A 25,954-nucleotide genomic window follows, 5' to 3' on the forward strand; every position below is an offset into this window, starting at 1 on the left:
TTATTACTCCTGATTAAGTGAGTTCCAGTTACTATGTAATACACGCTCTAGTTCTAGAGCCGCTTTTTGTATTGAATCTTGAGCATTATGAAGTGTTTTCTTACCACCTTCAAAATCACCAACGGTAAGATCAAATACCGTACTGTACGTATCTGCACAAGTTTCGAACGCACGGCTTCTCGGTATGGTTGCCATCATTACCTGATCATTGAGAAGGTAGTTCATCTCTGTTAATACAGACACTTGCTTTTTGTTATCATCCTCAAACATCGTAGGCATAAGTCTTACGAATTCTAGGCCTTTCCAATCGTCAGGAAACATTTCGTAAACCGTCGGTAGATGTTGAAAAAAGTTCACTGTCGATGCCCAATCCAACCGCTTAGCGGCGCAAGGAATCAGCAGTGCATTAGATGCATACATCGCATTCCAAACAAGTGGATCAACGTGAGGTCCCGTATCTATCATAATAATATCGAAATCTTCAGAAATAGGATCAATGAGTTTTTCTTTAAGCAGACGAACAATATCTAAAGATTGGTTTTTCGATAAATGCTGCCACGCTTCTGCATTAAACATCGCATCTTCAGGGAAAGCAGAAATAGTCTTTAGATTTGGGTATTGCGTGGGTAACAAAACATTTTTATTGAGAAATTCCCGATCAACAACAGTATCATCCGGTACATTGTCTAACATGATATCGACAGCTGAATATATATTATCGTGATCTTCCATACTGATCTGAGGGTTCAAAAATAACCTTAACGAACCTTGCGGATCCAAATCGATTAGGCAAATTCTATATCTTTTATCTATATTCAGTGCCAAACACGCTGCTAGGTGAACAGCGGTCATTGACTTACCTGTTCCCCCTTTTTGATTTTGTACATTAATAACCCAAGGTTTACTGCTCAAGTTAGATTTGGACGCTCGCGTTAGTTTTCTCTCGTGAAACTTAGGGACGCCTGCTGCATCCATCAGCATGTGAGCTTCAGCCAAAGAAATGGAGTAATGATTCGCATTATTCTTGGTAAACTGGTGACCACCGGCTTCTAACTTATTAATTGCATCATCTAGTTTCCTGCGCGTCAGCCCTGACCGAGTTTCCATAAGCGCTTTCGACATTGGAGGAAAATGCTCCTCACTTCTTTCTTCAAGAACAATCTCTATTCTGTCTGCTTGAACTTGTTTCGTTTGTTCAGCTAACCTGTAGAGGTTTTCTATGGTTTTATCTCGTTTCATCGGCAATCATCCGTGCAAAATGGTTTGCAAATATTGTACAGCATTCTAGATCATAAACAATAAATAGCTGAACATTCATTTTAGAGCAAGCTCACATTTATTAAGCAGAAATCTACTATAAAAGCCGACTAAACGTGATAAATAGGTTCAATATTAAACTATTTACCACTCCCAAATAAATTCAGATTAAAAGTGTTACCGCGTCACGTATTTACAGTGTAAAAACATCTATTCTTCGGAACGATGTAAAATAGTCTTCAACTTACGGCTTTTGTCATCTAGATAAACGAATATTGCTAGCTTCTAATCGAATACACCATATCCGGAACGATGATCAAGAAAATACCTTGATCATCGTTTCGAGGAATTATGGCGAAGTGGAACGATGATCAAGGACAACTACGACCGTATAAACATCGTTTTCGATCGCAACTAAACCGATCTACGTTCGGATCAATGATCAAGCTATGTAAAACTCCGGAAGAATATAACTAACCGTATAAGTTACGGGGATTGCTTATTCAATATAGGATAGAGGCCACAATACCTAGCGAATATCATTCAGACGAAACGGTCAATCTACAAATACCAACCTTGATCATCGTTTCGATATCGATGTAAGCAACGCATTTTATTTATGAATATTTTTTAATTGGCATAAGTGGTAAATACTGGTTCGATAACCATAAAATAGATAAACCCGACAACCTTGATCATTCTTCTGCACATGTAAACTCGACTTTCGAGGCCAATTTAATAAAGTAAGCACACAATAGAACCATTATTTTGTGGATAACCTGTATAAGGACGTTGATCATATTTCCGATCGAGTGATGATCATAGGTTCAGTAAACTAATGATCATCGTTTCACAATACTTTGATCATACTTCTGAAGCTACTTTGATCATAGGTCTGCTGATTACATGATCATGCTTCTACACTCATGAAAATATTATCTCTTTTAAACAACACGTTACAAGCATATCAAGGCTCGGATCATTAGATCATATAATCAATATAGATCATTTTAATCATTAAGATCATCTATTTAAATAACCATAAAAAAGCCTTTATTTATGATCTATTTTTCTTTACTCTTGTGGAACGATAGTAATATTACGGATAATGATTAGTGAACCCAAAAGTCAAACCAAGTGACAAATTGCTCATAAAATTACCTAGAACTCATAAAGATGGGCATTTATTTGCTGTATCAGAGCATGCGGTTGATTGGATCGAACAATATCAGCACTTCAAAGGGGTCACTAAAAGCATCATTGAACTACTCAATCTTATCTCCTTAAGAAGCTTTTCAAGTAAAGATGGTTACGTTTCAACAACCGAGATTGTTGAAGCGACGGATCGACATTTAACGAGAGCGGCAATTCAACAAAGGCTAAGAGCGGCAGTAAGTATCGGTTTATTTCAACAGATCCCCGTAAGATTTGAAGAAGGATTAGCCGGTAAAACGATGCTGCATATATTCGTTAACCCAAGTCAGCTTGTATCCGTCTTGGGTGCAACAAGTTTAATGACGGAAAGTTCTAAACAGACTGAGAAACAAAAAAGATCGAAAGCGTTGGCTCAAACTCAAGTAAATAAACGCCTCTTAAGCGAATACGGCCTACAAACACCTCCAGCGCTTAAAGATGAAGCCGATCAATTTATCGTGTCTCCAGCAAACTGGGCTGGAATTATAGATCAAGCATTAGCACCACCTAGAACTCGCAAAAACTATCAGAAATCAATGGTTTCTATCTCTGGATCTCGAGCTATCATTGAAACACGGTCATCGAAAAATATCATGACTGTCGATGATCTTATGACACTCTTCGCTCTGTTTACTCTCACAGTGCAGTATCATGAACATCACCAAGAAGAATACCAGCTCAACATTAAGCAAGCCCCGAACAAAACGCCATTGTACATAACCGATATTCTTTCGATGCGTGGAAAGAAAGATAGTGGACCAGCTCGAGATTCCATCCGTGAAAGCATTGACCGAATAGAATACACGGACTTTCAACTGCATGAGTTGGCAGGTCGTTGGCTTAGCGACAATATGCCGGAAGGCTTTAAAAGTGATCGATTTCGTTTTTTGGCACGAACAATTACCGCTTCAGAGGAAGCACCTTCGGAAAACGCAGCAGGTGAAATAAAAATAAAGCCGAACCTTTATATTTTAGTGTGGGAACCTTCATTCTATGAAGAACTACTCACGAAAGATTACTTTTTCCTATTCCCACCTGAAATTCTTAAGCAGCACACATTGGTATTCCAACTCTATTCATATTTCCGTAGTCGTATGTCGAGAAGATATACGGACAGCATGCTATTAAGTGAGTTAAATCAAAAGCTTGCAAGGAATATCGAATGGAGGCGTTTTTCATCTGAACTTATTCGAGAGTTAAAGAAAATATCCGATGAAGAAGTAAATGACACCTATTTTACAGTGAACCTTTGGGGTTATCACTTAACGATATCGATGATGGAAGCAAAAGGTAAGGTTTCAGATTATTTGGTTGATATTAAATGTGACGTAGAAGAAGTATTGCGTTTTTCTCGTGCAAGGACGACCAACGCAGGGAAAAGGAATATGGCACCAACGCTTCCCAATCCATTACGTAATGAAATGGTTTCAAAGCAAAAACTTGCGGAGTTATCTGAAATAATTGATGGCGAATTTGAACCAATTCAACGCAAAGAACGTCAGCCCAAAGGTAAATTGGGGCGTCGAGTTAAAATTCGAAAACACCTTGTAGAAGTGAATGCGGACGAATTAACGATAACTCTCTCCAAATATACCTCTTCAGAAGCCCTAGAAAGAAGCATAACGGCTCTTTCTGCAATGACTGGTCATTCGCCATCATCAATTAAAGAAGAGTGTGAGGAGCTAATAGGCAAGCTTGATTGGCTTCGTGTTGCTGATGAAGTAGTGAGTTATCAAGTATTGAGTAAAACGATAGAGCTATATAATACTCAGACTTCGTCGAAACATCTGTCCATCGAAAAGCTTATTTCTGCGTTAGCCGTGCGTAAGAAGGTTTGTAAATCCGTCTTCGAAGGTCATATTGACGAAGAGGTATTTCGCACATTGGACGATGTCGCAATAGGTATTTGATTAACTTCGGACAGAAGATTGACATTAGTCTGACAGTAATTAATCCCTATTAGCTATAGTTCAATACGAATAGACAACCTTTTATCCTTTCTGAGGAAAGGTATATATTAGCTCATAGAGTTACATTCATTTATGAATTTTTTAGCGAGTCGAGATACTCGCTATTTTTTTGCCCAAAATTCAGTAATATCCTTTACATGTACCTTTAAGCCGTCTTGATCATCGTTCTGACCGTATCCGTTTTAACATCTACCATCCAAAATTATTAAATATTACCATTGTCTTTCTTAGAAATGCCGAGCTACTGACGCCATCCATTGAAAACAGTCTACTATCTCTAATAGGTAATGCGGAGAGCTGGATACAGAACTCAGCCGAGTTCAATTTGAAGATCTGGCAGGTGTTTGTAGAACAATTCTTAAGAATAAACGTGGAAAATCTGATAATCAAAGCCATACTGATAGAAATGTAATTTTGTTGTCATAACTCTGTAGCAGTTCACACTCTAAGCTTGTTCTTCTTAACAATGATCGTGGTATTTGCTACAAAAGTTATGTCCTCGGACATGGTTTTAATCGGAGGTATTTATGTCTATTAATTCTATTGACCATGATGAAATGGCAAATATAGCATCCCATTGGGACATCAAGGAAGAAGACGCTAAGCACACAGAAAAACAGATTAAATCAGCTGAAGCTCGTCGTCGTATTGAAGCGATGCGCGAAATTCGTGAAAGCGGTTTAACATTGGAAGAAGCCGAGGAACTGGGCTTATTCCATTAATGGTCTTTTGAATGCACGCAAGGGCGGGTTATTACCGCCCCTGATTTTTCTACATTAAATCCCCTTTTTGACATAAAGAGGATTGATTGCTGTCATTTCTCTATTTCGTTAATCTTGAGTCTTCACTCGTTTCCATTCCCTGTGATATATTGCAGCACCACAAAATAAACTCTATTGAGAACATCATGCCAGTTAATTTATCTTTGCTCTCTGTGGAAGAGAAAAACAAGATTGAGATTGATAAACAAGCGTCGTATTTGGTTTGGCAGCTAAAGCAGGCTAAAATCGGCCCAAATGAGATGTTAATTCAAAGAGAAAAGCTCAAAAACGAAGATGAAAAAACATGTTTTGAGCAATCAGTAGCAAAATATAAAAGAGCCATGGGAGTGGTATAACCTTCCAGCTCCTTAGCAAATTGAATTTACATTTTGCTAAAATTCGTCAAATAAATTGAAGCAGAGAGAAGACCCCAATGGGAAGAAGTTTTGAAGTGCGCAAGGCCTCAATGGCAAAAACACAAGGCGCGAAAATAAAAGTTTATTCCAAGTATGGTAAAGAGATATACATGAGCGCCAAGAATGGCGGCGGTGATCCGGACATGAATCTCTCTCTAAAACACTTGATCGCTAAAGCAAAGAAAGATCAAGTACCAGCACATGTAATAGACAAAGCGATTGATAAAGCAACGGGTGGTGGTGGTGAAGATTACCAAGCAGCCCGTTACGAAGGTTTTGCCCCAGGAGGCGCTAGCGTCATAGTGGATTGCCTTACTGATAATGGAAACCGTACCTTTCAAGATGTACGCCAGTGCTTTGTAAAAACAGGTGCAAAAATTGGTAGTCCAGGCACCACGGCGCATATGTTCGATCATCAGGCGGTGTTTCAATTCAACGGTGATGATGAAGATGCCGTTTTAGAAGCATTAATGATGCAAGATGTTGATGTAACCGACATCGAACTAGAAGACGGTGTTATTACGGTATTCGCGCCGCACACTGAATTTTTCAAGGTAAAGACAGCCTTGAACAACGAGTTTGCAAACCTTGTTCTTGATGTTGAAGAAATCACCTTTGTGTCCCAAACAAATACACCTATCACCGGTGATGATGCAATTAAGTTTCAAAAGTTCTTAGATTTACTTGACGAGTGCGATGACGTACAACAGGTCTATCACAATGCTGAGTTAGACGCCGAATAGAGTCAAACTTAAACGTGATTACAACATATAAACCGAGCTAATTATGCTCGGTTTTTTTGTCTACGAATTAAAGTTAACAGCATGGTTTACATTGAAACTGAATCAGCCGTATGACGGTAGCGGATGCCCATTGTTAGGCATAAAAGGATCTGATGATCATCATGCTGATCTCGAACCTACTTAGCTTTGTTAATTGTCTGAAAAGCCATGTTACATGGTAGCCTTGATCATGTTTCCGAAGAATCTAAAGATTGATTAACTAACTTATTGATTAAAATGCCGTTAATTGAAAATCGAATGTTGCTCTTTTTTTTGCGAATATTGGAGAGAAAAGAATGAATAATGTTGGTGGCTTTGTTAACGTGTTATTTCATCGTTCAGCTAAAAATAAGGAAAAGTAATGAAGATTAGTTTTATTGGATTGGGTGTTATGGGTTACCCCATGGCTGGACATCTTCAAACAGCAGGGTTCGACGTAACCGTATATAACCGTACTACAAAGAAGGCACAGGATTGGGCCAAACTGTACGGTGGTAATTATAAGACCACCGTTTCTGAGTGTGTACAAAACGCGGATGTGGTTATCTGCTGTGTGGGGAATGACGATGATGTGCGCAGTGTTATCACAGCCAGTAGCGGTGCAATCTCTGCCATGAATGAAGGCGCGATCTTGATCGACCACACAACGACGTCCGCAAACCTAGCAGAGGAGCTCTTAAAAGCTTGTCAGACCGCGGGAATTGCATTTATGGATGCACCAGTATCAGGTGGGCAAGCCGGGGCTGAGAATGGCGTTCTAACCATCATGTGCGGTGGAGATAGAGCGATATTTGATACGTTACAACCTGTATTCAATGCCTATGGAAAATCGTCGGTTTTGATGGGTGAAGTTGGCCAAGGTCAACGAGCTAAGATGGTGAACCAAATTTGCATCGCTGGTGTACTTAATGGTCTTTCGGAAGGGTTGATACTCGCTGAAAAGGCAGGGTTGGATATTCCGACACTCGTCGACTGTTTGAAAAACGGCGCCGCGGGCTCTTGGCAAATGGAAAATCGTGCAACCACGATGGCGCAAGGTAGTTTTGATTTTGGATTTGCCATTGATTGGATGGTCAAAGACCTAGGTTTTTGTTTAGATGAAGCAGATAGACAAGGTATATCGCTGCCGTTAACCAATAAAATAATTAAACAGTATGAAGAACTGTCTGAGCAGGGATTGGGTAGGATGGATACTTCAGTATTAATGACTGCGATAAAAAAAGAAGCAAATTAGTCATTGATCTACATTGGAATATTTAACCACCTTCTCAGAAAGTGGTTAAATATAATGTACGGAAACAATAAGAACGATGTACCTAATCCAGATCCCCATTTTCACGAAAACCAACGTCATCCCCATAAAAATGGGGATCTAATATCACCAAGATTCCCGTTTGCACGGGAATGACGAAGTATTTAGCACTAACCGAACAGCATCACATTGTCATGGGATTGATGGCATTTCAGATAACGATTTACACTGTAAAAAATTAGACAGTGAATCGACCAACGAGATGAGACAGTTCCGTCGCCTTGGTATTTAATTGACCACTACCCGCTTGGTTTTCCTTGGCAAACTGTGCCGATTGATGGCTCTTATCAGAAATAATAACAACGCGTTCAGATATTTCATGGCCCACTTGACTCTGCTCTTCCGTTGCCGTCGCTATGAGTTCATTCATGTCCATAATGACGTTGATCGATTCTTGTATCTTGCTTAACGCATTACTTGCCGCGTTGGCCTCTGCCACAGTGTCTGCACTTTTAGATTTGCTCTTATCCATGGTTTGTACCGCGGCATCGGAAGCGGCTTTAAGCTGATTAATCATCTGATGGATTTCGAGTGTGCTCTCTTGTGTTCGGCTTGCTAGCTTACGAACTTCATCTGCAACAACAGCAAAACCTCGACCTTGTTCGCCAGCACGTGCGGCTTCGATCGCAGCATTGAGAGCGAGCAGGTTCGTTTGTTCAGCGATATCTTGAATCACCTCTAATGATGTTGAGATGTTCTGTACATCACCTTCCAATTTAGAGACGACCTCGTTGGCTTGCTCAACGTCACTAGCCAGTGATTCAACCGAATGAGCGGCAGAAACCACAATCTCCATCGCTTTATGAGCACTACCTTCAACTTCTTTCGCTGACTCCGCCGCTTGAACAGCATTACTCGATATTTCAGTTGCTGTCATTGTCATCTCTGTCATTGCCGTCGCTACTTGCTCGGTCTCTTCTCGTTGCTGACTTGCCAATGAATCGACCTGTGTGGCTCTACCTATCATGTTACTGGTTTCGCTGACGACTTCACCGCTGACTAAAGTGACGTTTTTGATGATTGACTGAAGGCTTGCGACAAATAAGTTAAAATTGTTGCCTAAACGGTTGTACTCAGGGATCTTAAATTCTTCCATTCTTGCTGTTAAGTCGGCATCACCATTCGCAAACGAGGCAATAGAACGGTCGAAGGCGTTAAGAGGGCGAATAATGCTTTGATTTACAAACACAGCAAATAGACCAGCAATGATCACGATGATAAACGTCGCTATACCTATACCGATCAAAGCATCGTCGACAAGAATTTGAGATGTCTTTTCCATATCGATAACCGTTGTTTCAATATCATCAATATAGAAGCCCGTACCAATAACTAGATCCCATTTAGATACGTAGATTGAATAAGCCAATTTAGGCGATGCTTCATTCTCACCTGGTTTTGGAAAGTAGTAGGTTGTATAGCCACCACCACTTGTCCCTTGCTTAATAATATCTTGCAGTAAAAGGAAGTTATTAACGTCTTTTAGACTCCAATAGTTCTTGCCTATACCACTGGTGCTTTGCCCTAACAGCAATCGGTCACCCTTACTGTTATAGCCATATACGTATCCATTTTCGCCAAACTTAATTCGGGAAAGTTCAGATATGACCTCTTCAATTGGCGCGTTTCTTTCTTTCAGCGGGCCAAGTACAGAGTCTACTATCTCCATGTAAGATTTTAATTCAATCTTCTTACTTTCAGTCATGTAGGCTCTTGAAGAGTCCATGTGAGCTTGATTTAGGTTGAAAAGTTCAACGCGGGTAAAGTACATTGTCCCAATGGCAATAATCAGTAACGGGAGGATGGCTAAAATGTATAGTCTCGTCTTTATAGTAATATTCATAATGATTAACTCAATTTTGACAGGTACGGACAGGTGCATTTAATAGTTGTAGCGAATATATTCGGCGTTATGCAGAAATATGTTGCATGTATTGTTATCGACTATCAGTCCAAAATCTTTAGATATTATTGATCTGGTGCAACCAGTTGATTGATTGGGATTTCTTTACCAGAATTTAAAAAGAATGGCTAAGGTCGTGAAATAGTTATTCATTTTTTGGCTAGATAGTGGTAGAAAGAGCGTTGATTTTTTATAGGTGCAGACAAATGAGCGTTAAGAAAGAGATACAACAACTGAATGATCGTCTAGATAAGTGTAAAAATAAATTGAGTGCAGCGGTTTCTAGACGAGATCAGCCAGTTATCGCTCAATTTGAAAAAGAAGTAGAGCAATTAAATAAAAAGCTTAATCAGATAAAGCATAAGCAGAGTTATGATCTTAACAAAGAGCGTAAGAGCCTACTTGATATGCCTTTTCAACGAGAGCTGACCAAAGAAGAACAGGCGGATTTGGGTCTATTTAAGAAGAAAATTAAAGGTATTGTGGTTGTTCATCCACTCACAAAACTCGGTAAAGAGTTAAAACTAGACGCGGTAACAGGGTTTGCACCTAAAGAGTTTTGATTTCAGATCGATATATAAAAACAGCGGCATTTAACGCAATGTTGTTAATTTAAGACATCAAACTCCGTCATCCTCACGAAAGTGGGGATCTAAACTACTCAGATTCCCGTTTTCACGGGAATGACGACGAATACTTTTTCTTAAGTGAACGGCATTACAGCATTTAACGCTGCTTTTTTTTATACGTTGTTTCGGTAAACCTACTTCTTCTATTACCAAGATGTTAGAAATGATAACGGATTCAATGAGCTTTAATACCAAGCTTTCTTAAGGCATGGGGAAGCAATTGATCAAGCTTATCAATCTCATCACTTTCTATTTCAATTAAATTGAAACCATGATCAGTATAAGCTAGGCGCTTTTTCTGTTTCGTTATTGTATCAATTGGCCCTGTATCGCTTCCCCAAAACTGAATATAAACCTTGCCGTTAGGAAGATAAAAGTTGCTGGTAAACTCTTCTTCTATCGGGAGTTTCCTCTCATATGCGTGGACTAACCCTGCCATATAAAGCCAGTTATCAATAATTAACTCACCTTTAGAACGTACATAATGACCATCCGAGGTTCTATGCTTAGCCTCAAACTTCTGTTTAAAACTTGAAAAAGATTTGTCCGTTGAGAGCGAATCAGAATCCGCCCCCGAGAACTCTCGAATGGAGTTTTTGAAGTTGCGATTTTTAAGTATCGTATCGTGCCACAATGTATAAAGAGCGGAGGTGTTTTTGTCTTCTCGCTGTTCACCACCTGCTCTTAGACCAAGATCAGACAGCGCCCAGCCATTTGTTGTTTTATCTATCCAGCCCAATTCGTTCAAAATTTGATTGATTTTTTTTGCGTGTAGACCAACTTTTTCACCTATTTGTGTCGCCGTTAATCGCGCCCCAGCGCTCAGGTTTTTATCAATAACAACGTCTTTAGGCCAGACAATAAATTGTCCGTATTCTGCATGTGTAACGTACTCGCCACCAAAACGCTTACCTAAGTCGGTCAATAACCATTTATTTTCATGTCTGACGATATAGCCATATTGGTTAAGTTCAGAAAACAACGCCTTTGATTCTACGTTATTCTGTTTTGCTAAGTTGGTCGTCGAGATCTTGTCTTGCATAGTAAATCTTTCCTAAAAATTAACTGAGCGTAAAAAACTGAGTGATCTAAACGCTATCATAAAATACTAACGTTATGAATTAACTTACGTTCTGCTTAGCAATTAAAATTGTGGGTTAAAAATAGAGGATTCAATGGAAAATTCGATTACTCGTTACCATACTTATTTTATCTGCATTTCTTGTTAATAGGGTATTTATTGTGAAAAATGAACTGGATCCTAGCAAAGTATTGCGCGCGTACGAAATGGTGATGAACAATGGTACGCCGACTGAATTCGGAAAAATGTATGAAGGGCTAGAAGCCTACTCTGATTACGATGGTTATAATGTTTTTATTCGCGGTAATGGCGTCGAGCTCAAGGTTGGATTCCACAATACCTATCATCTTGAATATGATCAGGAACATCTGAGAGACAGTTTTCTGAAAAAAGTGGATACGTTAAGTAAGTAAGCACTCACTTTACAGCGCTTACTTACTTCATCGGTTAGCCTATCAGAAACTTGCACTGTTAATTAATAAGTGTAGGCCGATACTGGCTATGTATCCGATGGCAATTATCGGTGTCCATTTTAGGTGCCCAAAGAAGGTGTATTTGCCGTGAGCGGCTCCCATTAAGGCAACACCTGCAGCTGAACCGATGGAAAGTAGGCTACCACCTACACCGGCAGTTAGCGTTACAAGCAACCAATTTCCTAAAGACATATCGGGGTCCATGGTGAGTACAGCGAACATGACGGGAATGTTATCGACCACGGCAGAGAGTAATCCAACGACCACATTAGCCCAAACGGGATCCCATTGGTTATACATGATATCAGAGACTAAGCCTAGATAGCCGAGTATGCTCAAACCTCCAACACTCATTACGACGCCATAGAAGAACAAAAGTGTGTCCCACTCGGCATGAGAAACTCGCCTGAATACATCGAATGGAATAATTGAACCCAATCTTTTCAGTGCTGCTTCATCATGCGCAGCAACGGCTTTGGCTTTTTTTCTAGCGATAGAAGCGGGCAGCGTCTTGCGTAAGAAAAAACCAAAAAACTGTAGGTAGGCAAGGCCCATCATCATGCCTATTACTGGAGGAAAGTGTAAGAGGCCATGAAAACCTACCGCCGTTAAAATGGTGAGTAAGAATAGGCCAACGATTCGTTTCCCTCCTCTTTTCAGTTCGACGTATTCATGAATGGCTTCTGGCTGATCTTTCGGAACAAAATACGACATCACTAGAGCCGGGATGAGATAGTTGGCAACGGAAGGAATAAAGAGTGCTAAAAATTGTGAGAACGAGACTATACCAGCCTGCCACACCATCAGAGTAGTGATGTCGCCGAAGGGGCTGAATGCACCACCTGCGTTTGCTGCGACGACGATGTTGATACAGGCAATGTTGATAAATTTAGTGTTATTTCCACCCACTTTCATTACCACAGCACACATTAGTAATGCTGTGGTCAAATTATCTGCGATAGGCGATATGAAAAATGACAGGATCCCCGTTAACCAAAAAAGTGTTCTAAGATTGAAACCTTTCCCGACCATCCATGACCGTAGTACATCAAATAGGCGTCTCTCCTCCATCGCACTGATGTAGGTCATAGCCACTAATAAGAATAGCAAGAGTTCTGCGTACTCTAATAAGTTGTGTTCTATTGCTTGCTTGGCGACTTCTATTTGACCATGTTGTTGATAGACATAACCGATCATTATCCAGATTAGGCCTGCAGCCAGTAACACAGGTTTTGACTTTCTCAGCTGAAGGTACTCTTCCGCCATGACTAAGCTGTAAGCTATCGAAAATATAATTAAAGAGGCATAGCCAACGGTTGATGAAGTTAATCCTTCAATAACATGACCAGTTGATTCTGCTGCACTGGTAGAAAGAGAAATGAAATAAAAGAGGATGAAAAAAGATGTTGGTTTTAGTTTCATAAGTTCCACTGACTCCATCATAAAATACTTTAGTTCTAGTTTAGACAATGAAACAACAACGTCAGGGGAAAAAACGCTAACTAATAGGAATAAAAAGAAATAGTTTGTTAACAATGGTCTAAATTGTGACATTAGTCCGTTAAGTTTCTACTCTTTGGTCGCCAACCTAGCTCAATTCTATACGGGGTGAGGAGTGATCGTTGTTGTAAATTAAATGAGAAAATATCGTATTATTGGCTATATGAATAACCGTCATTCGGAAGTAGGCATTGTTGTGTTATTACCTGCTATATTTTTATTATTAAGCGGGCACAAAAAAAGAGCCAAAAGTAGGCTCTTTAATAACGTAACAAAACGTTTAGATAGGCATGACTCTATTTTTTCCTAAGCTTTTCGCTTTATACAGCTGTTGGTCTGCACTATCTATTAAAGAGATAGGGCTTTCTGTCTCTTCGAATTGAGCAACTCCAAAAGAAGCCGAAATATTTTTAACTTGCTCACCAGAACGTTTATCTTTGACGGAGATTCGTTCTATAGAGCGACGAACGGTCTCAGCAAATTGCCTTGCAATTCTAAGTGGTTTATTTGGTATAAGTAGAGCAAACTCTTCGCCACCATAACGGTAAGCGGCAATGCCATCTCTACAGCTAGATTGTAAGCGTTTTGCGATGGCTTTAATCACCGTATCACCAAATACATGGCCATAATCATCGTTTAAACTCTTAAAGCTATCTATATCAATTAAAATTAGGCAGAGAGGATAGGATTGTTCTGAGGCACAATAAGCGGCGATATCTTTATCAAACGCACCTCGGTTCAAAAGCCCGGACAGACTATCGTGAAGTGCGTCTTTTTGAACTTTTTCCAGTTTTTCTCGCAGATTGGATATCTCTGAACTTGCGGTATTCAGTTGCTCGTTGAAGTGGCTAGTCGAACTTCTTATTGCTTCTGATTCATTAACAAACTTTCTAACAAGTGAAAGCAGTTCATCGAATGTGAGCCCTTCGTGATCAATTTTTTCGAGATTGGAGAAGCTTCTTTCAATCGACTTCTCAAACGAACTTGTATCGGCAAGGGTGTCTTTCATGGAAAGAAAGATCTCGTTAACCAGAATCTCTAGGTTAGACCTTAACTCGTGTATATCGGATTCTGTTTTCCCTGCGATGTATCTTTTATAAAGGCTTTTGTTGTGACTTGGAAGACAAATGCCGTACTCAGCGATGATCTCGTCTAGTTCAACATTAAGCTTTGGTTGTGTTTCTTCAACATAGGTGTACCACAAAGCATAATTGGGTGGTGTAGTTGGTACCTGATGTTTGATCATTAGAGGTACTGCGGTCCTGAGTATTTCAGCCGCTTTTTGGAAGTCTTCTTTAGTCATTTTTTAACCAAACTGATTCGAGGTAGTTATAAATTTGTACCGTTATTCGTCATGTTAGCGAATTTATACAATAGTGTCCTGTTTGATGACCAATAAACTTGAAAAAAAGTCATCTTCAAATGGATTACTACTTCATTATTGACAATTACGAATAGTTTTGTTGCTGATACTTCTAACGATCCCTAATTTAGGGAAAAAAATCCGCTTGATACAAGCGGATTTTTAACACAATTCATTTCAAGAATGACTGAAAAATAGTTTAGTGATCTAGGTACAAATAGTTTTGCCAGCTTTTCATGCGAATCAAAATTTTTCGCATCATTGAAACATGTTCTAGGTGCTCTGAATAAACAGCAATTTCCGCGGCACTACCAAGTGGTAGATTAAATTCAGACAGGTCATCGTGGACCTTCAGTTTAACTAATAGTCGACCCCCAGTATCCAACGTTTCGCTACTGATTAATGAACCGTTAGCTTGTACTTGCCCTTCTGCGATCGCAGGTAACATTTCGATGACTTCACCTTGGAATACTCTGCCTGGTAAGGCGCGAAATATAAAGTCAGCTTCATATCCTGGTTTTAATCGCTGTGATGCGTTTTGTCTAAATGCTCCGATATAATATTTCTCCTCAGAGTGGACAAATGTCATTACAGGGACCAACGGCAATGGTACCGCCATCATGCCAGGCCTTAATGCTACTTGGGATACATAGCCGTTTGTAGGAGCGAGTACAACCGTTTCGTCGAGTTTGAACTGAGACTGTTCTAATTCGGACTGTGCGCTGGCGACAGTGGTATTCACGCCGTTTATTTGTGACTCAAAGGCCAGTTTTGCTTGGCTTTCACTTGCTTGAGCGGCGAGCAATGCGGCTTCTGAAGCCAAATAAGATTGGCGACGAGTATCCACTTGTTGGGCAGTGAATGCGCCTTTTTTATAGCCAGCAGCGTATCTTTTGTATTCTCTATCAAGTTTATCTCGTTGCGCGGCGGCTTGGAGGCTTGTTGCCTGAGCACCACGATAAATGGCTTCCAGTTGTAAGACGTTCTGTTCTGCTGCTGCTAATTGGGCAAGCTTGTTGATGACATCTGCTTCAAATGGTGTTGGGTCTATTTTGAAAAGGATGTCTCCTTTCTTGATCGGCTTATTGGCCTCAATAGGAACCTCAATAACTTTACCTCGCACACTAGACACGATTGGAGTAGTGGTAAAGACTTGACCGCCTGTAGAGGTAAATGGGTGGTTATAGTTCATAGCCAATGTAAGAAAACCGACTATAACGATACCACCGAGTCCCGCCGTTGGAATGGTCCATTTATTTTGAGGAATTTTAAATATCTTAAATATCGCAATACACAATGCGGTATAAGTCAGTATCAGTAGTATTTCCATCAGTTAGACTGCTCCTGATTTGTATTATTACTTTCTTGAATAGAAGGCTCTATAGCTGGCATTGTCTTCGGAGTGGTTTTATCATTTTGCAATTGACTCACTTGGTTTTGAAGGGTTGCTATTTGATCGGACAACAGTGTGATCTTATGTTCTAGATCGTGTTGCTCTTCAATGAGTTTGGTAAAACCCCAACCTCGATCTTCTCTCCATAGCGTTGCCCATATCCACAAAAAAGGCCATAACACATGTAAGGTGAATAGACTTACCCAACCAGATATGTGGATGGCATCTTGATGAGGGTGATTTCTTTCTTTGGCTATTTCATAGGGGATATCGTGTATAACGATAATTCCGTAAAAAATAATCAAAACAACACACACCAGTATAACTAGCGCCACGGTCTCAAGCATTGTCTATTCCTTGTGTTTGTTAATACTTTACTATTAAAGTTACGTTTATGTTTATTTCCAGTTTAACAGAGAAAACCGTATCATTTATAGTTATTATAGTAATGTTTTTGAATATTTATGATTGATTTAATTAATAAAAGTAAGGGATTCTATTGCAATATGTAGGAGAAATTGCGGCCATATTTGCTGCTTTGGCATGGGCGGTAGCGACGTGGATTTATAGCCAGTTTAGTCATAAATTTAGTGCAATGCAGATGAATATTGTAAAAGGTATCGCCGCTTCTACTATGATGTTGTTCGTTCTTCCTGTATTGCCTCTTCCTGAACTTGTACTGAGTCCGTCGCATTTTTGGATATTGGCGATATCGGGCGTTATTGGTATCGCTATTGGTGATAGCGCTTATTTTGCGGCTCTGAAACGAATAGGCGCCAATAAAACGCTTTTACTGGAATCTCTTGCACCGCCTTTATCTGGGATTTTGGCTTTGATGGCACTTGGCAGTGCACTTAGTGGGCAGAGTTGGTTAGGCGTCTTTGTCACGACGGTTGCGGTGACTTACGTTATTTTTCAACCCAATATGAATAATCAACCAACCTCTATTAGTGGTATCGGTTTTGGGTTGCTCGCGAGTGTGTGTCAGGCGACAGGGGTTGTCATCTCTCACTATGCATTGGTTGCGGGAGATATTCCTCCTTTATTAGGTGCGCTTATCCGTTTAGGCATCGGGGTTATGGTGGTGTTTGCGGTGGTGGTTTTTGTTGAAAAACGCCCAGTAGCTTCAATGTTGATTAAATTAAAGCAGCTCAAAAATAGAGACAGAAGGTGGCTGTTAGCGGCAATCTTTGTTGGTACATTTTTAGCTTTATGGTTACAACAGATTGCCTTAAAGCACGCTAATCCTGCCGTAGCACAAACGTTAATCGCGACGAGTCCGTTATTTATTTTGATGATCTATGCGTGGAATGGTGAGCCAATAACCAAGAAAAACGTTATTGGCACATTAGGGGCATTATTTGGAATTTCTCTTTTCTTTTTGTGATGGAATAAAACGGGTCAATCTTCAAGGCAGACTTGATTTCTACCGTTAGCTTTTGCCTTATATAGCGCTTTGTCTGCGCGATAGAATGTTCTTTGAGTGTTTTCGCTATCTCGATGTAGTGTAATACCGATACTGACGGTTAACCCACGTTCGCCCAGTATGGCACTCCAGCCATAACCATAGATATGTTCTCGATAGTGCTCAGCGTGCATTACCGCTCTTTCTGTGGTGGCGTGCTCTAAGATAACGAGAAACTCTTCTCCACCAAAGCGCACACATGATGCCCCCTTAAATCTAAAGTGAGATTTAAGCTCAGAAGAGACACATACAATGGCTTTATCACCAATCAGGTGGCTAAGTTCATCGTTGACTGATTTGAAGTGGTCTATATCAATAACCAAAAATGCAAACGGAGTGTCGTGGAGTAACAGGTCTTTCAGTTTTACATCTAACCAACGACGGTTATGTAATCCAGTTAACGGATCGGTAAATACGTCTTGTTGAAGCTTGGCAACCGCATCTTTTTGGCTCTCAGTCGTCTCTTTTAGCTCTTTATTTTCTTGTTCAGACATAATGAGTTTTAGCTGTAGCTCGAAGCGAGACAATCGACGCAACTGATGGGAGCCAAGATCCGTAATTGGGATGCTTTTGATCAAATCGGTCGATACTCTATAACCCAGTTTCTCAAAGGTTAATGCTTTTTGATATTGACCTTGATTGCGAAAAACATGACTCATAGAGTCGTACAATTCTTGTAATAATAAAGGTGATGAGGTTTGCTGGATCTTCTTGGTCGTGCTTCTTAGAATGATGCTTGCATAATCGGTTTTACCCAACTCTGTTAAGTTGTGAGCTTGCTCAAGACGAAGCATATTCGCTAACCAATGAGATTTTGACCGATGAATCAAGTAATAGGACTTAGCCAGTGTGGCCAATGCTTGATGATGCTCTTTACGGCGACTTAGTAACTTTGCCTGATAAAGAATTATCTGACCGGCTAGCCCTTTATCGCTGACTAAAATACTGAGCTCTTCACACTCTTTTAGAAGCTCATTTGCGGACGTAATGCGATTTAGCGATATTAGGCATGCCACCATATTGAGTTTACAGCGTAGCCTTAAAGAACGGCTACTAATGGCATGATCAATGCTGTCTATTTTCTGATAATAGCGATAAGCCTTCGCGTGGTCACCATAAGCATCACAAAGACTGCCCATGCCTAAAACCGCGATGGCATATTCATCTATCGAGCTGTATTCCACCGCAAGAGAGGAAAGATCAACAAACTCTTTAAGGGCTTCATCATATAGCCCAGCATTGACAAGCCTTTCACTCAAGCTGGTTTTTATCGTGATGATCTCTTCAACATCGTTCGGTAGTGTTAAAAGATCTAATGCGTTTTTGAGTTCAGATATGCTTTGTCGATGTTGATTGAGTAAACTTCTGTATTCAGCGCTTATGAGGAAGCAGTGTGCTTTCTCATTTTGAGATGCCGCAACATGATTGCGGACGTGATCCCAGAAAATTATGGCTTCTTCACCGGTAACAGAAGAAGGATCTAAACCAGCATCGGATACTTTACTGAGAAGTTTATCCATTTTGACTATCCATTTGTTCTTGATCTTCGAGCTGCTCTAATGTAAATGGGAAAGAAAGTATGTCGTGTAGGACGGCGACGGGTATTTGACCCGTTAATCCTCGTCGATCCCAAGGGTAGTTATTTAGTGTTTGAAGGATGAACTGAAAAAGCGCTTCTGCTTGTTCTCCTTTTTCGGCTACTAACATACCAATCCTATCTTCACTCAAACGAGAGATAAGGTCATTTCGATTGCAGAGACACTGCGCTATTTCAATACAGACTTCAAGGTACGCTGCGTTGTCATGTTGAATAAGAATGATGGCATGAGTCGATGCTTTTAGTTCGCTCTTAAACAGAACCATTTGCTCCCACCAATAGGTTTCTGAAACTAAATTGGAGTAGCCTTTTTCACCGTGATGGAATTCGACCTGACGCCTGATTCGGTTAATTAATTTACGAGCGCGATTATCCAGTTGCCTTTTAGATGCACGAGCTTTATCTAAGCCGAGTCTATTGGTTTTATCTTTTAGTAACTTAATCGAGTATCGTCGATATTTTTGAAAGGATTCCAGCGCATCTTGAAAGTCACCTTGTTTTTCTGCAACAGCAGATTGTTGGTAGCAAATCTGTGCGAGCAAATCACCATCTTGGAATTCTTTTGCCGCTTTTTCAGCTTTACTTAAGAGCTGCTTCGCATCGCTCAGGTTATTACGAATAAGTTCTAGCCGTGCTCGGTTAATGTAAGCTTGAGTTTGTAACCAAAATAGGTTGTGTTTCATCGCAAGGTCATACGCTTTGAGCGTTGCCTCTTCTGCGTTTTTAACCCTTTCTAATCCGAGCAGCGCTAACCCTCGGTATTCCCATATTTCCGCTTTCCAGGTGGCATTGCTATTGTGCTTTAGCACCTCTTCAGCAGTATCTAATACAGAAAGCATCGCGATATAGTTGTTGAGCAGATAATAGTCTCTTGCGAGTAAAATCCTTGCTTTGCCTTCTAACCAGTTTATGCGGGCATTGTTTGCCACATTGACCGCTAGTGAGTGGGTAGACATGGCCAATTTATGTTCATTGGTTACCCGCCATACGTTTCCGAGGCCGATAAGGCTCTCAATCTCAATGACAGTCTCACCAACTAGTGCGGCTTGTTCTAACGCGTTTATCCAAAATTGCTGAGCAGAGTAATACTTGGCTTGGCCCCAGAACTGTAAGGCGTGCACATGTAAAATTTCAGGAAGGAATAGATCGGTATCGAGTCGGTTCAGCCTGGCGTGGGCATCCTTAATCGCTTTGAGACCCTGAGTATAATCCATCAGGAACCAATAACATCGAGAAATCAGGATCGCAGTCTTGATACCCCCTTCAGGGTACAAAACTTGATCGGCTCTAACTAATGACTGTTTTGCTAGCTGCAATACAGTCTCAGGCTCGGCTTCAATTCGTGAGGCGAGCTGTTCGATTTCGTTTTCTAGAACGGCGTGGGCTTTATCCAAGGCTAAGTCCATGATGTTAATTACATAAACAACGTACTCATTATATGAATACTTTGGCAGGAATCACTAATTAAAACACAATAATCGATTCGCATTTCTATAAAAGTTAGCGCCGACTCACAATCTAGCAAAGCGATTATATAGTAAATAGAGATCTCATTAGGAAAGTAACTGCTTTAAAGTCAGTGGATGATCGGTTAATCCAAGTCTTTGAGCCGGTGTATTCCCATCCTTATCTTGGTAGCATAAATTATGCCATGCTCTAAATATGTCCAACATTGGCAAAATGCCACCGGGTCTCAGTTTTCTGCGTGGCTCGTTAATAAAACTACCAAATAAGGTTTGAAAACGATCTTGGTAAAACTTGGTGTTTCTTATGCTAGCCTTGTGAAACCAATGGTCGGGCGAAGGGTTGTCACCTGCTAAGTAACATATTCCTTTGCTTGCGTTTTCTTGAAATGACATGGCCCAACGATCTTTCCACCAACCCATGTGAATAATATCAATTTTTTCAAGAGCTTTACTGTTATCCCAGTTTTCATCTTCTTCGACGTACATAAGGTCAACATTTTGACGCTGGATCTTTTTCAGACATAGAGTCACCGCTGCTGAACGTAACACAGGATCTTGAGGTAGGTATATGGAGATACGTTTGTCGTCATTACACATCTCGAGGATATGCAAAAAATGCGCGTATGAGGTATAGGGTGCGCGAATTAGCGCCCCTTTTGATGGATAATCAAAACGCGTCATGTTACCCATAGGGTCTTCGACATTTCCTCTAGCAAGAATCACCTGATATTTTTCATCAATACGTTCGCGCAGATCGTGGGACTTCACTTTAATGTCTATATTCGCTTCGGACAGGTAGCTTCGGGACACATAACGAGCCGCAGAGCCATATGGGTCATGGTCTACTGGGCCGGTAGGCTCTTCATTTGTTGAATAGTTGATATGCTGGGAAAGAATATACCCAGATTGAGCTTCGCCTGTTGCGAACCATAGTACGCCATTATTGCTTTTTGGTTGTAACGGCATAAAGTGCGAAGCGAGGTGGTAATGTTCTTCGTGATTTACCCAGCGAGCATCAAACATCGCTAACTTTCGGCGACATCGACTTGCAATATGGTCGACATGATCATAAAAAGTTTTAGGGTTAATCTGTAATTTACGGCACACTTCTCGGACTGAAAAGCTCATAAATAGAAGACCGAGCAGATTTTCTTGAAGTTGAAGCTTGTTGTTAGCGCCGGACCATTTGTCTACAAAAGTCGATTGGCACTCTTTGCAGCGATAACGTTGCCTATCACCGCTATATCCAAAAGCATGATAGAGGCTTTTATGGGTATGAACGGAAAGACCAAAGTTATGACACTCTTTGCAGCGACAAGCAGGAAGTCCATCACTATGAACTTGGCGCAGACGCGTCAGTTCATTTAGGACTTCTTGATTATTAAGTAAGGGGGGGAAAGCACCACATTCTCGACAAACCATCGTTGGACGCTTAGGATTTACGTGCTGTAGAACGTATCGTTCTGCATCACTCAAACCAAAGTTATCACACGCCAATGTTTTACAAAAGTTGAGTTGTAAACCATTTGCATCCTTGGGTAGTTTGCCGTTTGACACGATCGCCCCCTCAGGAAATACTGGAGCTGTCAGCAAACACTGACAGCGATTAAATTAGATGTTGATTGCTGTTTCTAACGCAACCATCATCATATCGTTAAATGATTTTTGACGATCTTCAGAGCTTAGCTTTTCGCCACGAATAATGTGGTCTGATACGGTAAGAATTGTTAGCGCTTTTGCGTTAAGATCGGCTGCGACACCGTAGATACCTGCCGCTTCCATATCCACACCGAGGATACCCAATTTTTCCATTTTTCCGAAAATATCCGCTTCAGGTGTGTAGAAAAGATCGGCAGAGAAGACGTTACCTACTTTTACTGGAACGTCTTGAATACGGGCTTGTTTTACCGCTTCTTCAAGCAGACCGAAATCGGCGATAGCCGCAAAGTCATGGTCGTTAAATCGGATACGGTTTACTTTAGAGTCAGTCGATGCACCCATACCAATAACAACGTCCATTAATTTAACGTCATCACGAACCGCGCCACAGCTACCAACGCGGATAACATTCTTCACACCGAATTCTGCAATCAATTCGTGTACGTAAATGCAACACGACGGGATACCCATACCGTGGCCCATTACAGACACTTTCTTACCTTTGTATGTACCGGTATAACCGAACATATTACGGACATCACATACTTGCTTCACATCATCTAAAAATGTTTCTGCAATATACTTAGCACGTAGTGGGTCACCAGGCATCAAAACTGTCTCTGCAAAGTCACCTAGTTGAGCGTTAATATGTGGGGTTGCCATGTCGATTTCTCCGATTAAAATGGGGATAAAATTAGTAACTTATTTATCAATTACTAATTATGTTGAAATTATTTGTTAGCTTAATTGAATATTAGCGGCAATAAGACCATCTACATGAGATCTAGATCACATTATTTGTGAGACTTTAACATATTGGACTATTTGATAACTGAATCTGTTGAATGGGAGAGAGCAATCGATTTGCTTTTGTTTTTTAGACGAACTAAAGCAGTGTGACGGCCTAAAAACGGAAGGTAGCACACTGCCTAATTTTTGTTGTCTTCACTAATTAGTTGTCTCTGATATCAATTAATTCTTCAAGTAATTCAGTAAGCTGGTTGTATTTTTCGTCACCAAGTTTTTCTTTTAATAACACATATTGCTTGTCGACATCGATACGAACTCTTTTCACTAATTCTTCTGCTTTGTTGGTGAGACGAATATTTACACGTCGTTGATCAACTTCCGATTTTATTTTGCAAACATAGTCCTGTTTTTCTAATCGATTGATCACGCCTGTTAGACTGGGGCTCAATATACAAGAGTCACTCGCGAGTGTCGTAAAATCTATTTCGCCGTAAGCAAAAATAATTCTCATCACACGCCATTGTTGGACTGTTAAGTCGTTTGCTGACAGTACAGGACGAAAGTAATCGAGGGTTACGTCCCTCGCTTTTATCAACTGCAGTGGCAAAGAGTCTTTAAATTTTGTCATGTTTTACCTTTCTAGTCTTTTAGATCGTAATTCTAAGTAGACGTTGTTTTTAATTCAGAATTTTGAAGATGATTGCGATACTCTGTTGCAGTCATCTGTGCGTATTTTCTAAAAAAACGTGCAAAATAGGCTGGATCTCTAAACCCAAGATCGTAACCTATTTCAGACACACTTTTTGGTGTGAACTGTAAATGGCGTCTTGCTTCTTGCATCAACCTATCAATAATGATCTTTTTAGAGGAAAGCCCACTGACTCGGCGGCAAATATCATTAAGCCTAGAAACAGAGATACCTATATTGTCTGCGTACTGGCTTAAGGCCCAATGTTGGTGGTATTGATTCTCTACAAGGTGGTTAAAGTTATGAAAAATGGTGACATCCACACTGCGGTTTCTGGTCTCGCTCTTATAACTATTAGAAAGTCGCATTACCTCGATAAGTACAAGTTGCAAAATAGATTGAGTTGCACGCTCTTTCATTATCGCGCCAGAATCCATTTCCCTTTTCAGGTGAGTTAAAAAATCTAAAATAGGATTATCTGTTTCAAGCCTAGTACAAAATGGTTTCATTTGATCCACCATAATATTGTTTATCCCGCTCTCCATGTCTAAGAGTCGCCAAACCAGTTGCTGCTGAATAGTGAGGACATACCCTGTAGAAGTGGCTTCAGTCACAAAAGAGTGGGGGACTGCTGGAGGGGTAAAAAACAACGTAATACCCTTGAAAGAATAGTGTTTGTCATCCAAATGAACGTGCGTTTTTCCTTCCATTACGATATGCAGTTGATAAAATCGGTCGTGATAATGGACAGGCATATTCCGACCAAAGAAGCTCGCCAAGTTGTCCAAGTATTCAAAATGTAATTCCGCATCTGCGTACTTTTGATCGTAAACCTGCCCAATAATAATGTTAGGGATTTCTCCAGCCACCTTGTAACTCCAATTTACGTTTAGTAATAACTCGTGTTTCCGTGTCAGATCACATTTTTGTATAAAACAGTTAATATGTTAATTACTTTCTGCGAAAAGTGCAATTGTTGTCGTGCTTAGTCCATTTTATAACTATTTATTTAACATGATAATAACAAATGTTCAGAAGCCAAAATTATTTATTTCGACCCACTAGGTGAATTTGTTGGGTAAGTTGCAAGATTAAAAGGAAGTAACCATGAAACGTGAAAACTCATTATTAGAGCAAATCAAAGAAATCCTACCTACGATTGCAGCCAATGCTGCTCAAGCTGAAATGGATCGAACACCACCCGAAGAGAATATTCGTCTATTAAAAGAAATTAAGTTTTTCCGAGCATTTCAACCTAAGAAATATGGTGGCCTTGAAATATCGTTACCTGAGTTTACCGATTGTGTCGCGGCAATTGCTGGCGCATGTGGTGGTACAGCATGGGGTGGTAGCTTACTTGCCACGCATAGCCATCAAATGGCCATGTTTTCAGAGAAAGCACAACAAGAATTTTGGGGAGAGAATCCGGATGCAACAGCAAGTAGCAGTATCGCGCCGTTTGGTAAAACAGAAAACACAGAAGGCGGCGTCATCTTTAACGGAGACATGCGCTGGAGCAGCGGGTGTGACCATGCTGACTGGGCTATCCTCGGATTCCACCGACTTGATGCGGATGGTAACAAAGTCTACTGCTTTGGTGTGGTACCAAGACATGAATACACAATTACTGATGACTGGCATGCCGCTGGTATGAAATCAAGCGGTACAAAAACATTAGTACTGAGAGATGTTTTCATTCCTGATCACCGCATCGAGACAGCGAAAGGCATGATGGAAGGCGAATCAGCGGGCTTTGGTCTGTACCCAGATAGTGATATTTTCTACACCCCTTATCGTCCATATTTTGCTTGCGGATTTGCAGCGATAAGCTTAGGCATTGCCGAGCGTATGTTGGTTGCTTACAAAGAGAAGACCAAGAATCGTGTCCGCGCTTATACAGGGGCGAATGCAGGGACTGCTACACCAGCTCTTATGCGTATTGCTGAATCGACTCATCAAATATTTGCGGCTCGCGCCATGTTAGAAAAAACGTGGCAAGATCATAAAGAGCACGGTGAGCGTAAAGAATATCCAACTCGTGAGACATTGACCTATTGGCGCACAAACCAAGCGTATGCAGTGAAGATGTGTATTCAAGCCGTGGATCGTTTGTTTGAAGCGATGGGTGGTATGAGTTGGTTCCTAGACAATGAAGCTCAACGTCTCTTCCGTGATTCGCATATGACAGGTGCACATGCTTACACGGATTATGATATTTGTGCACAAATTCTAGGGCGAGAGTTGATGGGATTAGAACCTGATCCAACGATGGTATAATCAAATCAGAGATTTTTA

General features: G+C 40.5%; 22 protein-coding genes. 9 read left to right on the forward strand and 13 right to left on the reverse strand.

Annotated elements, in window-relative coordinates; translation table 11 throughout:
- Window positions 1-3: 3 nt before the first annotated feature.
- The gene (locus tag IUZ65_RS20125) at window positions 4-1,239 is read right to left on the reverse strand and encodes a ParA family protein (protein ID WP_195705804.1); all 1,236 of its coding nucleotides are present in this window, start codon (window positions 1,237-1,239) and stop codon (window positions 4-6) included.
- Window positions 1,240-2,372: 1,133 nt separating this feature from the next.
- Between IUZ65_RS20125 and IUZ65_RS20130 the strand changes: the two genes are divergently transcribed.
- The 5 genes from IUZ65_RS20130 (at window position 2,373) to IUZ65_RS20150 (ending at window position 7,614) form a co-directional block, all read left to right on the forward strand.
- Complete coding sequence (locus tag IUZ65_RS20130; protein WP_195705805.1) at window positions 2,373-4,361, forward strand: replication initiator protein RctB domain-containing protein; 1,989 nt, start codon at window positions 2,373-2,375, stop codon at window positions 4,359-4,361.
- A 587-nt stretch (window positions 4,362-4,948) separates the two neighbouring features.
- Window positions 4,949-5,143, forward strand: coding sequence for a PA3496 family putative envelope integrity protein (locus tag IUZ65_RS20135; protein ID WP_195705806.1), 195 nt, complete (start codon window positions 4,949-4,951; stop codon window positions 5,141-5,143).
- A gap of 185 nt (window positions 5,144-5,328) precedes the next feature.
- Complete coding sequence (locus tag IUZ65_RS20140) at window positions 5,329-5,538, forward strand: DUF3283 family protein (RefSeq protein WP_195705807.1); 210 nt, start codon at window positions 5,329-5,331, stop codon at window positions 5,536-5,538.
- A gap of 77 nt (window positions 5,539-5,615) precedes the next feature.
- Entirely contained in the window at window positions 5,616-6,341 is a 726-nt protein-coding gene (locus IUZ65_RS20145; RefSeq protein ID WP_195705808.1) for a YebC/PmpR family DNA-binding transcriptional regulator, read from the forward strand.
- A 400-nt stretch (window positions 6,342-6,741) separates the two neighbouring features.
- Complete coding sequence (locus IUZ65_RS20150) at window positions 6,742-7,614, forward strand: NAD(P)-dependent oxidoreductase (RefSeq protein WP_195705809.1); 873 nt, start codon at window positions 6,742-6,744, stop codon at window positions 7,612-7,614.
- 256 nt (window positions 7,615-7,870) lie between these two features.
- Here the strand turns inward: IUZ65_RS20150 and IUZ65_RS20155 are convergent, their stop codons facing one another.
- Window positions 7,871-9,535, reverse strand: a complete 1,665-nt coding sequence (locus IUZ65_RS20155; RefSeq protein WP_195705810.1) for a methyl-accepting chemotaxis protein — start codon at window positions 9,533-9,535, stop codon at window positions 7,871-7,873.
- Window positions 9,536-9,801: 266 nt separating this feature from the next.
- On the opposite strand from IUZ65_RS20155, the gene IUZ65_RS20160 reads away from it, so the two are divergent.
- A complete protein-coding gene (locus IUZ65_RS20160; protein ID WP_195705811.1) occupies window positions 9,802-10,158 on the forward strand; it encodes a YibL family ribosome-associated protein in 357 nt (118 codons plus the stop codon).
- Between the two features lie 241 nt (window positions 10,159-10,399).
- On the opposite strand, the gene IUZ65_RS20165 is transcribed toward IUZ65_RS20160, so the two are convergent.
- The gene (locus tag IUZ65_RS20165; RefSeq protein WP_195705812.1) at window positions 10,400-11,266 is read right to left on the reverse strand and encodes a glycerol kinase; all 867 of its coding nucleotides are present in this window, start codon (window positions 11,264-11,266) and stop codon (window positions 10,400-10,402) included.
- A gap of 200 nt (window positions 11,267-11,466) precedes the next feature.
- Between IUZ65_RS20165 and IUZ65_RS20170 the strand changes: the two genes are divergently transcribed.
- Window positions 11,467-11,718: a DUF3081 domain-containing protein gene (locus IUZ65_RS20170; RefSeq protein ID WP_195705813.1), complete on the forward strand. Its 252-nt coding sequence runs from the start codon at window positions 11,467-11,469 to the stop codon at window positions 11,716-11,718.
- A 42-nt stretch (window positions 11,719-11,760) separates the two neighbouring features.
- Here the strand turns inward: IUZ65_RS20170 and nhaD are convergent, their stop codons facing one another.
- From nhaD to IUZ65_RS20190, 4 genes are all read right to left on the reverse strand, one after another.
- Window positions 11,761-13,200 (reverse strand): sodium:proton antiporter NhaD, encoded by a 1,440-nt coding sequence (gene nhaD / locus IUZ65_RS20175; RefSeq protein WP_195705814.1) that lies wholly within the window; start codon window positions 13,198-13,200, stop codon window positions 11,761-11,763.
- A gap of 358 nt (window positions 13,201-13,558) precedes the next feature.
- A complete protein-coding gene (locus IUZ65_RS20180) occupies window positions 13,559-14,581 on the reverse strand; it encodes a GGDEF domain-containing protein (RefSeq protein WP_195705815.1) in 1,023 nt (340 codons plus the stop codon).
- A gap of 259 nt (window positions 14,582-14,840) precedes the next feature.
- Window positions 14,841-15,971 (reverse strand): HlyD family secretion protein, encoded by a 1,131-nt coding sequence (locus tag IUZ65_RS20185; RefSeq protein ID WP_195705816.1) that lies wholly within the window; start codon window positions 15,969-15,971, stop codon window positions 14,841-14,843.
- Entirely contained in the window at window positions 15,971-16,381 is a 411-nt protein-coding gene (locus IUZ65_RS20190) for a DUF3302 domain-containing protein (protein ID WP_195705817.1), read from the reverse strand. Before IUZ65_RS20190 ends, IUZ65_RS20185 begins: the two co-directional genes overlap by 1 nt.
- Before the next feature lie 152 nt (window positions 16,382-16,533).
- Here IUZ65_RS20190 and IUZ65_RS20195 point away from each other — a divergent pair, with 152 nt between their 5' ends.
- Window positions 16,534-17,421, forward strand: a complete 888-nt coding sequence (locus tag IUZ65_RS20195; RefSeq protein ID WP_195705818.1) for a DMT family transporter — start codon at window positions 16,534-16,536, stop codon at window positions 17,419-17,421.
- Window positions 17,422-17,435: 14 nt separating this feature from the next.
- Here the strand turns inward: IUZ65_RS20195 and IUZ65_RS20200 are convergent, their stop codons facing one another.
- From IUZ65_RS20200 to hpaA, 6 genes are all read right to left on the reverse strand, one after another.
- Window positions 17,436-19,019: a GGDEF domain-containing protein gene (locus IUZ65_RS20200; RefSeq protein ID WP_195705819.1), complete on the reverse strand. Its 1,584-nt coding sequence runs from the start codon at window positions 19,017-19,019 to the stop codon at window positions 17,436-17,438.
- Window positions 19,012-20,490: a hypothetical protein gene (locus IUZ65_RS20205; RefSeq protein WP_195705820.1), complete on the reverse strand. Its 1,479-nt coding sequence runs from the start codon at window positions 20,488-20,490 to the stop codon at window positions 19,012-19,014. The genes IUZ65_RS20200 and IUZ65_RS20205 overlap by 8 nt, the downstream gene beginning before the upstream one ends.
- A gap of 159 nt (window positions 20,491-20,649) precedes the next feature.
- Window positions 20,650-22,119 carry an IS1 family transposase gene (locus IUZ65_RS20210; RefSeq protein WP_195705821.1) on the reverse strand — a complete coding sequence of 490 codons (1,470 nt, stop codon included), beginning with the start codon at window positions 22,117-22,119 and terminating at the stop codon, window positions 20,650-20,652.
- Between the two features lie 54 nt (window positions 22,120-22,173).
- Window positions 22,174-22,884, reverse strand: a complete 711-nt coding sequence (gene deoD / locus IUZ65_RS20215; protein WP_195705822.1) for a purine-nucleoside phosphorylase — start codon at window positions 22,882-22,884, stop codon at window positions 22,174-22,176.
- 289 nt (window positions 22,885-23,173) lie between these two features.
- Window positions 23,174-23,599, reverse strand: a complete 426-nt coding sequence (gene hpaR, locus IUZ65_RS20220; RefSeq protein WP_195705823.1) for a homoprotocatechuate degradation operon regulator HpaR — start codon at window positions 23,597-23,599, stop codon at window positions 23,174-23,176.
- A gap of 32 nt (window positions 23,600-23,631) precedes the next feature.
- Window positions 23,632-24,528, reverse strand: coding sequence for a 4-hydroxyphenylacetate catabolism regulatory protein HpaA (gene hpaA / locus IUZ65_RS20225; protein ID WP_195705824.1), 897 nt, complete (start codon window positions 24,526-24,528; stop codon window positions 23,632-23,634).
- Window positions 24,529-24,766: 238 nt separating this feature from the next.
- Between hpaA and IUZ65_RS20230 the strand changes: the two genes are divergently transcribed.
- Window positions 24,767-25,936: a p-hydroxyphenylacetate 3-hydroxylase oxygenase component gene (locus IUZ65_RS20230; protein WP_195705825.1), complete on the forward strand. Its 1,170-nt coding sequence runs from the start codon at window positions 24,767-24,769 to the stop codon at window positions 25,934-25,936.
- Window positions 25,937-25,954 lie beyond the last annotated feature (18 nt).

This window comes from Vibrio sp. VB16, from assembly GCF_015594925.2.
Lineage (GTDB): Bacteria > Pseudomonadota > Gammaproteobacteria > Enterobacterales > Vibrionaceae > Vibrio.